Source organism: Anoxybacillus sp. LAT27 (assembly GCF_022030075.1).
Classification (GTDB): Bacteria; Bacillota; Bacilli; order Bacillales; family Anoxybacillaceae; genus Anoxybacillus; species Anoxybacillus kestanbolensis.
Genome location: NZ_JAIWYK010000412.1, coordinates 1 through 222, shown reverse-complemented (window position 1 = coordinate 222; position 222 = coordinate 1). Strand labels below are relative to the sequence as shown.

At 55.4% G+C, this 222-nt stretch carries 1 protein-coding gene; it reads right to left on the bottom strand.

The window, feature by feature from the left end:
- A partial coding sequence (locus LD028_RS10000) for a DUF6198 family protein (protein ID WP_483298306.1) occupies positions 1-222 on the bottom strand: 222 nt, incomplete at both ends.

The window sequence follows — 222 nt, the reverse complement described above, 5'->3', positions numbered from 1 at the left end:
AGCCGGAAACGGCGATGCCTGCGAGCAGCATCGCATATCGCTCAAGCGGCGACACCGGCGTTTGCAGCTGCGGAATCATCATTAACAAATCGATCAGTACGCCGACGGTCACCATATTCAAAAAAGCACCGAGCTGAGGAAGCCGTTTCATCAGCAACGACGATGCCGCGAGCACCGCCACCCCGACAATGATCGACCATAGACCAATCGTTAGGCCAAACT